Raw genomic sequence first — 8,257 nt, forward strand, 5'->3', positions numbered from 1 at the left:
CCGTTCCACCTGAAACGAAGGGGTGGGGGTGTGCCCTCCCGACTGTTTCATCTCCGTGGGAGGGTCTCTCACGAGTTACTCTGGAGACGACTCACTCGTGGAGACGTGCCACCGACTTCTAACTGGGAGCTATCGACGAACAGCGTCAGGAGAAAAAGAAGGAGGAAAGGTGAGACGAAACAGACCGGCTCCCCCTCAGATAAATTCACTCGAGTTGACAGTCAGGACTGCTTCGTGTGCACGCACACGAAAACAAGAATATTGGAAGCCAACGAATTACCATCTCGAGTGCGATGACAGGCAGTAAAAGACGATAGACCCGTGAATATGGTCCGTTCGAGTGGAAATGGGGGCCTTCTTCAGTTTCTGTCGTTCTGTCTGGAACGTGACTGGTGTCTGACGTAGTGCTTAAGTGAGTCCGGTTGGGTGATACCTCCATACGCCCTCCACGACGTGGTCGGGAGGTGCGGGAGGCCCAGGATGGGACTGCTTACAGATCTCAGAGACAGCATCTCACGAGTCGTTGACCGGCTCTTTTCGGAGAGCGAGCCGAAGCGGATCGGTATTTATGGCCCGCCCAACGCCGGGAAGACGACTCTCGCAAATCGTATCGCCCGTGACTGGACCGGTGACGCAATCGGTCCCGAGAGCCACATCCCTCACGAAACTCGCCGCGCGCGGCGGAAGGAGAACGTCGAAATCGAGCGGAATGGCAAGAAAGTCACAATCGACATCGTCGACACGCCGGGTGTCACGACGAAGGTCGACTACAAAGAGTTCCTCGAACACGACATGGAGAAAGACGACGCCGTCCGTCGGTCCCGCGAGGCGACCGAAGGCGTCGCGGAAGCCATGCACTGGCTCCGCGAGGACGTTGACGGTGTCGTCTACGTGCTCGACAGTACGAAAGACCCGATTTCGCAGGTCAACACGATGCTCATCGGTATCATCGAGAGTCAGGACCTGCCCGTGCTCATCTTCGCGAACAAGATCGACCTCGAAGATTCGAACGTCGAACGCATCGCGAACGCGTACCCACAGCACGAGACAGTCGAACTTTCGGCACTCGAGGGAGAGAACATGGACGAAGTGTACGCGAAGATAGCGGAGTACTTCGGGTGATTCTCTATGCCTGAAGCAACGGCGTCCGACAACGGTTCCGACGGGGTTCAGATAGACCTCTTCAGCGGGAATCGAATGGCCAATCTCGCCAGCATGGAGAAGATACGGCTTATCCTCGATGGCGTCCGCGACGGGAATATCGTCATTCTCGAAGAGGGACTTTCGCCGGACGAGGAGTCGAAGCTCATCGAGGTGACGATGGCCGAAATCAGCCCCGACGAGTTCAACGGCATCGAAATCGAGACGTATCCGCGTTCGCAGACCGCAGACCAGAGCTTCCTCGACCGACTTATGGGTCGGCAATCGACGCAGAAGCTCACGGTTATCGGTCCCGCGAACCAGATTCAGACGCTCCACAAAGACGAGAATCTCATCAGCGCGCTCGTCTCACGAAAGTAGGGGGTCTCACGAACACCATCACGCGCCATCCGGCGCCAACAGCTACCAATGCCACATCAATGCACGACGTGCGGTAAGGTGTTCCCCGACGGCTCGAAGGAGATGCTCTCGGGGTGCCCGAACTGCGGCGGCAACAAGTTTCAGTTCGAGCCCGCATCCAGCGCTGACGGACCTGCGGGCGGCAGTGACAACACTCGTACGACGGGCGGTGCCGGAACGCGGGACTTGACATCCTCGGCAGCCGACGCCGTTCGTGACCGAGCAGAACAGAACCAGTCTCGACCCGGAAGCGGCGATGACGATTCGATGACCGTCAGCGACTGGGTGAGTTCCGGAACGACTGACAAGTCTACAGGGCAGCCAGAGCAGTCCAAAGGGTCGGCGGGGCAGTCTACTGGACCTTCGGACACCGCTCGAACGTCTTCCACTGAGTCGAAAAACACCACCGAGTCGAAAAACACTCGGGAGACATCGAACGCGCCGAAGACCGAACCGAAGCGAGGATGGGGAGAGTGGCCCGCCGCTCCCGATGACTCGGAATCTGCCGATTCTCCTCGTCAAGAGACGCGGAAACAGCCGGCTCCGGACTCGACTGGTGAGCAAGGGCGCGCACCCGGGAACCGCCAGCCCGGACGAATTAACGCCCGAGAGACCGACGAAGACAACTCACAGAAGAGCGCCCGAAGCGATGTCGTCACGCCGGAAGAGCTCGCGGCCGCCGATGCGGATCGGCACGAGTCAACCCAACAGGAACCGGGTGAGCCGACTCCACGGACCCCAAGCGAATCCACCCAGACGCCGAACGAGGCCGCACCACGGTCACCGAACGAGGCCACACCAACTGAGCGGCCATCGGGTGACGGACCGAAAGACGCACCGGCAGATGTCGACGGGACGGTCATCGAACCGTCCTCCGACGACCAACCGAACCTCGACCAACTCCGCGAAGAACTCAACGACCAGTTCGAGAGCATCAAAATCGTCAATCCCGGCCAGTACGAACTCAATCTTATGGAACTGTACGACCGCGACGAGTACATCATCTCGCTCCGCGAAGACGGTCGGTACGTCATCGAGGTCCCCGACTCGTGGGGTCCCGGTGAGCGCGAAGACTGAGTCCCTTCCTGACCCCGTCGTTTCCGGTGGAACATCCCTCGTGACCGTCGGGTTCGGCCGTCGAACTGGCACAATCATTATATACGATAGTTGAGAGTATATCCTCTTGGGAAGCGCTATGTCCAAATCGTACAACGAAAAGGTCGCTGAGTGGGCGTCGCTCCTCGAGGCGTCGCTCCCGTCTGCGCGGCCAGACGACCCTGACCTCGACACCGCCGATAGCGCGAGGTAACAACCGTCATCGCGGCTTTCATCGGCGGACTCCTTTACTTTCACCGTACTCTGCGAACCCTTATCGGCGAGGGCGCGCAATCGACACCGATGTCGGCCTCCGAGGACGTTGCGTACGTAGACCATCCGAAACTCGTCCCGTCGTTCATTGAGCGGCGACTCTACCAGATTCGACTCGCAGGTGCCGCGCGCGACGACCACACGCTTGTTTGTCTTCCGACCGGGCTTGGAAAGACGACAGTCAGTCTCTTGGTCACCGCCGAACGATTACACGAAATCGGCGGGAAGTCGTTGTTTCTCGCGCCGACGAAACCGCTCGTCCAGCAGCACGCGGACTTCTACCGCGAAGCGCTGAACATTCTGGACGACGAAATCGTCGTCTTCACCGGCGACGTTCGGCCCGACGACCGTGCCGCGCTCTGGGACGACGCCCAGATAATCATCGCAACCCCACAGGTCATCGAAAACGACCTCATCGGCAACCGAATCTCGCTCCGAGACGTGACACACCTTACCTTCGACGAGTGCCACCGCGCGAGTGGCGACTACGCCTACGTCTATATCGCCGAGCGATACCACGCTGACGCGGCAGACCCGCTCGTGACGGGCATGAGTGCGTCGCCCGGAGGCGACGAGGAGGCTATCCTCGAAGTGTGTGAGAACCTCGGTATCGCCGATGTGGAGGTAATGACGGAAGAGGACGCGGACGTCGCCGAGTACACCCACGACACGGACGTGGAGTGGAACCGAATCCAACTTCCCGACGAGATTCTGGAGATTCGCGACGCCCTCAACGAGGTCATCAAAGACCGACTGGAGAAACTCAAGCATTTGGGCGTTGCGAGTTCCACGAAACCCGACGTTTCCCAGAAGGACCTCAATCGGATGCGCGCGGAACTCCAACGGCTGATGAACGCCGACAAGTCCGAGGGCTACAAGGGCATGTCCACGCACGCGGAGGTGATGAAACTTCGTCGGGCGGTCGAACTCGTCGAGACGCAGTCCGTCGAGTCGGTCCGGCGATACTTCGAGCGCCAGCGCAACGCGGCCCGTTCGTCGGGGGCGTCGAAGGCGAGTCAGCGACTCGTCGCGGAGCCGAAAGTCCGCGAAGCGATGCGGAAAGCCGAGTCGTTCGATGGTCTCCACCCGAAGTTCAGAAAGACGCGAATCCTCCTCGCCGAGACGCTCGGCATTCACGACGGAGAACGCGTCATCGTGTTTACGGAGTCGCGTGACACGGCCGAGGCGCTCACTGAGTTCCTCTCGGAGAGCTTCTCCGTCCGCCGGTTCGTCGGACAGGGCGACCGCGAGGGTTCCGACGGGATGTCCCAGAAAGAACAACAGGAGACGCTCGACAAGTTCCGAGGCGGCGAGTTCGAGGTTCTCGTCTCCACGTCGGTCGCCGAGGAGGGACTGGACGTACCGGAAGTCGACCTCGTGCTCTTCTTCGAACCCGTTCCGACGGCCATTCGGTCCATCCAGCGGAAGGGCCGAACCGGCCGACAGGCGGACGGGCGGGTTGTCGTCCTCCTCGCCGAAGACACGCGCGACGAAGCTTACTTCTGGATATCGCGTCGGCGCGAGAAGACGATGAAAAAGGAACTCCGCGAACTCAAGGGTGCTGCGGCCGAGATTGAAGCCGAACTCGACCACTCACAGCGCGACCTCGACGAGTTCGCGGGAGACGGTTCCACCGGAAATGAAGGGGTCGATGGTGATGGACTGGCTGACGATGGGGTGTCGGAAGCACCCACATCGTCCGCCGAGACGGCCACCGAATCGGCTTCCACGACTACCACTGCCGCGAACGTGACGGACGGGCAGTCGGGGATTGCCGATTTCGGTCCCTCTGACGAACAGTTAGCGCGCGCGGAACCGGACGGTGAGTCTGCTGACGTCGATGCCGACGCTGACGCTGATGGCAGTGAAACGGACGACGACGCTGACGCCGGTGAAACGGCCGACGACCCGGTGACTGAATCCGAAAAAGCGGGCACCATTGCGAAGGCCGGAACCGAAGGCGAGGAGAGCGTCGAAATCGTCGTCGACCAGCGAGAACTCGACTCCCACATCGCCCGCACGCTCTCGAAGCGCGACGACTTGACGACGCGACTGGAGACGCTCGCTGTCGGCGACTACATCCTCTCGGACCGGGTTGCAGTCGAGCGAAAGAGCATTTCCGACTTCCTCGACACGCTCACGGGCGGTGACCGCTCGCTGTTCGAGCAAATCGCCGACCTCACCCGTCACTACGCCCGTCCACTTCTCATCATCGAGGGGCATGGCCTCTACGAAGAACGGAACATCCACCCTGGTGCGATTCGGGGCGCACTCTCGTCTGTCGCCGTCGACTTCGGCGTGAGCGTCCTCTTTACCGAAGGCGAAGACGATACCGCGGAGATGCTTGCGACCATCGCAACCCGCGAGCAGACCGACCGCGAACGAACCGTGAGCGTCCACGGCGGTAAGAGTGCGAAGACGCTCGACGAACAACAGGAATACGTCGTCTCCGCCATCGCCGACATCGGTCCCGTGACGGCACGCACCTTACTCGAAGCCTTCGGCAGCGTCGAAGCCGTCATGACGGCCAACGAAGACGACCTTCGTGAGGTCCGCGGCGTCGGGAAAGTCACCGCCGAACGAATTCGCGAAGTCATCGGTTCGGAGTACCGCTGACGACTACTGACGGCCCAAGTACGGTTCGAGTCGCCTGAGTCCGGTTCCGACTATTTCAGGGAACGACGGTCATCGGAACGCTCTCCGCCCGGAAAACCGTCTCGGCGGCGCTTCCGAAGATGGCTCGATCGACCACGCGTTTTTCGTGATGACCCATAACCACGTGGTCATAGCCGTTTCGGCTGACCGTGTCAAGAATCTCTTTGCCGACGCGGCTGGCGGTCCAGACATCTTCCCTGATGGTCGTTAGTTCCGGTTCGTTTGGGATGTCTGCGGAGTCGAGTCTGTCGCGAGCGTCGCTGAGGATAGCCTCTGTCGCGTCGGTCTCTTTATTCGTAAAGTGGACGACGTGGAGGTGACCCCCCATCCCGACTGCCATCTCGATGGCGAAGTCGAGGGCGCGCTTGCTCGCGTCCGTGCCGTCGATGGGGATGAGAATGTCCATACAAGTGAGAGGGTCTGCGGGGTCGTAAGTTCTAGTGGCGTTCGGTGTACCGGTGGACCCGGTTATCGGTCGAGCGCGGCGATTGCTTCGGCCGCTTCCCGCGCAGCGGCGAGATATTCGGCGGTCCGCCGCGGGTCATCCGTCGACTCAGCCTGTTCTGCAGCCCACGTTAGCGTTCGAACGAGTGACTCACGCACGCTCGCCACGTCATCGTCAACATCGCGCGGCGTGTACTCGCTCGTCGCCCGCGCGGTGCGTGTCGAGGCCGACACGCGACTGTTCGACGGTTTGGAACTGTTTGCAGGTTCGGAACTGTTCGCAGACCCAGTTTCCTCCGGTCCGTAGTCTGCTTGGATATCCGACGTTGCAGCAGCGGTGTCGTGGGTGCTCGGTGTCTCCGCTGCTTCACCCGCTTCCGAGACGTTCGGTGCTTCTGCACCTGACTCGGGGACGTTCCTGGCGTCCTGTCCTGTGCTCTCTGCCTTCTGGTCCGCGTTCTCGGCCACCTTGTCCTCGGTCTGACACGTAGGGCAGAACACTTGCCCCTCGTAGCGGAACAGCGGGTCACCACACTGGTCGCAGTGTTTGTTCGTCATCGTCGCACCCTGCAGAAGCAACTCGCTCATCCGCTGTGTCGAGCGACGCTTCGCCTCGTCTCGCTCGTACTTCTCCCGAAGCCGTTGACGTTCTTTCTCCTTGTCGAAGTCGCTCATGTCCATTTGGACGCGACGTATGTCGAAAAACCCCACGGCGTCGTCGAGAGCGGGCCGAGTGGACGCCGTTCCCCGCCCCAATTCGTCAATTGTCGAATAGAAAATCGACAGACAGCGCTGCGGTGCCCGTTCCGAAACGTTTACTCGGAATCCACAGCGTCATTAATGTGGTATGACGAAAGTTAGCGTGATTGGTGCGGCCGGCACGGTCGGCGCCGCGGCTGGGTATAACCTCGCGCTTCGTGACGTCTGCGACGAACTCGTGTTCGTAGACATCCCGAAGATGGAAGACAAGACAGTCGGACAGGCGGCCGACACGAACCACGGCATCGCCTACGACTCGAACACGGTCGTCAAACAGGGTGGCTACGAGGACACGGCCGGGTCCGACGTCGTCGTCATCACGGCGGGTATCCCGCGACAGCCGGGTCAGACCCGTATCGACCTCGCAGGCGACAACGCTCCCATCATGGACGACATCGGCTCGTCCCTCGCGGAGTACAACGACGACTTCGTTTCCATCACGACATCCAACCCGGTTGACCTGCTCAACCGTCACCTGTACGAGACGGGCGACCGCGACCGCCACAAAGTCATCGGCTTCGGTGGCCGCCTCGACTCCGCACGCTTCCGCTACGTCCTGAGCCAGCGCTTCGACGCGCCGGTCAAGAACGTCGAAGCGACCATCCTCGGCGAGCACGGCGACGCGCAGGTCCCCGTCTTCTCGAAGGTCCGCGTCGACGGTACGGACCCCGACTTTTCCGACGACGAGAAAGACGAGATTCTCGGCGACCTCAAGGAGTCCGCCATGGACGTTATCGAGCGCAAGGGCGCGACCCAGTGGGGTCCGGCGACCGGCGTTGCTCACATGGTCGAGGCCGTCCTGCACGACACCGGCGAAGTGCTCCCCGGTTCGCTCGTCCTCGACGGCGAGTTCGGCTACGAGGACACCTCCTTCGGCGTCCCCGTCAAACTCGGCTCGAACGGCATCGAAGAGGTCGTCGAATGGGACCTCGACGACTACGAGGCCGACCTCATGGACGACGCCGCCGAGAAGCTCCGCGACCAGTACGACAAAATCGCGTAAGCCGGTCTCTCCGACGACGAGAACGCGGAAACCGGTCCACCCGGTTCGACACTGACTTTTTGGCCCACGCTGGCCGACCCACCGCACCACGCTGACACACGCGTGTCTCTGTCACTCTCAACCTTCAGCGTCGCCGTTTCAGCCGTCAGAGTCGCCGTCCCAACCTTCAGAGTCGCCGTCCCAACCTTCAGAGTCGCCGTTTCAGCTCTTCCGCAGTCTTCTCGCCGACGCCAGGAACGTCGGTCAAATCAGCAACCGACGCCTCGCGCACCCCTTCGACGCTGCCGAACCGCGTGAGGAGCGCCCGTCGCGTTTTCGGTCCCACACCGGGCACGTCGTCGAGGACGGTCTTCACCTCGTCGCGGAGTGTCTGATGGTACTGGACGGCGAACCGGTGGGCTTCGTCGCGGACGCGCTGGAGGACGGGGGGGGGCGGGGCAGCGTCCGGCCGGCCGCAGGTCCGGCCGG

Annotated in this window: 8 protein-coding genes; 5 read left to right on the plus strand and 3 right to left on the minus strand. The window is 61.3% G+C overall.

Annotated features, from left to right (window positions below):
• The first annotated feature begins 480 nt into the window (after positions 1-480).
• The 4 genes from QT222_RS11275 to QT222_RS11290 all read left to right on the plus strand — a co-directional run bounded on the left by QT222_RS11275 (position 481) and on the right by QT222_RS11290 (position 5,544).
• Entirely contained in the window at positions 481-1,122 is a 642-nt protein-coding gene (locus QT222_RS11275) for an Era-like GTP-binding protein (RefSeq protein WP_004058835.1), read from the plus strand.
• 6 nt (positions 1,123-1,128) lie between these two features.
• Positions 1,129-1,521, plus strand: coding sequence for a DUF2073 domain-containing protein (locus QT222_RS11280; protein WP_004058836.1), 393 nt, complete (start codon positions 1,129-1,131; stop codon positions 1,519-1,521).
• A gap of 48 nt (positions 1,522-1,569) precedes the next feature.
• Positions 1,570-2,637, plus strand: coding sequence for an OapC/ArvC family zinc-ribbon domain-containing protein (locus QT222_RS11285; RefSeq protein ID WP_081603720.1), 1,068 nt, complete (start codon positions 1,570-1,572; stop codon positions 2,635-2,637).
• A 321-nt stretch (positions 2,638-2,958) separates the two neighbouring features.
• Positions 2,959-5,544, plus strand: coding sequence for a DEAD/DEAH box helicase (locus QT222_RS11290; protein ID WP_491477234.1), 2,586 nt, complete (start codon positions 2,959-2,961; stop codon positions 5,542-5,544).
• A gap of 55 nt (positions 5,545-5,599) precedes the next feature.
• Here the strand turns inward: QT222_RS11290 and QT222_RS11295 are convergent, their stop codons facing one another.
• On the minus strand, positions 5,600-5,989 hold the full coding sequence (locus QT222_RS11295; RefSeq protein WP_004058841.1) for a universal stress protein: 390 nt from the start codon (positions 5,987-5,989) through the stop codon (positions 5,600-5,602).
• A 62-nt stretch (positions 5,990-6,051) separates the two neighbouring features.
• Entirely contained in the window at positions 6,052-6,702 is a 651-nt protein-coding gene (locus QT222_RS11300; protein ID WP_491477235.1) for an Sjogren's syndrome/scleroderma autoantigen 1 family protein, read from the minus strand.
• Positions 6,703-6,874: 172 nt separating this feature from the next.
• Between QT222_RS11300 and mdh the strand changes: the two genes are divergently transcribed.
• A complete protein-coding gene (mdh, locus tag QT222_RS11305; protein WP_004058845.1) occupies positions 6,875-7,789 on the plus strand; it encodes a malate dehydrogenase in 915 nt (304 codons plus the stop codon).
• 187 nt (positions 7,790-7,976) lie between these two features.
• On the opposite strand, the gene QT222_RS11310 is transcribed toward mdh, so the two are convergent.
• On the minus strand, positions 7,977-8,257 hold a 281-nt coding region (locus tag QT222_RS11310; RefSeq protein WP_491477236.1), incomplete at its 5' end, for a helix-hairpin-helix domain-containing protein.

Source organism: Haloferax sp. s1, assembly GCF_058382125.1.

Bases quoted from the DNA above. Each gene is read 5' to 3' on its own strand.
- QT222_RS11295 (WP_004058841.1), bottom strand. From the start codon at position 5,989: ATGGACATTCTCATCCCCATCGACGGCACGGACGCGAGCAAGCGCGCC.
- QT222_RS11285 (WP_081603720.1), top strand. From the start codon at position 1,570: ATGCCACATCAATGCACGACGTGCGGTAAGGTGTTCCCCGACGGCTCG.
- QT222_RS11280 (WP_004058836.1), top strand. From the start codon at position 1,129: ATGCCTGAAGCAACGGCGTCCGACAACGGTTCCGACGGGGTTCAGATA.
- QT222_RS11290 (WP_491477234.1), top strand. From the start codon at position 2,959: ATGTCGGCCTCCGAGGACGTTGCGTACGTAGACCATCCGAAACTCGTC.
- QT222_RS11300 (WP_491477235.1), bottom strand. From the start codon at position 6,702: ATGAGCGACTTCGACAAGGAGAAAGAACGTCAACGGCTTCGGGAGAAG.
- mdh (WP_004058845.1), top strand. From the start codon at position 6,875: ATGACGAAAGTTAGCGTGATTGGTGCGGCCGGCACGGTCGGCGCCGCG.
- QT222_RS11275 (WP_004058835.1), top strand. From the start codon at position 481: ATGGGACTGCTTACAGATCTCAGAGACAGCATCTCACGAGTCGTTGAC.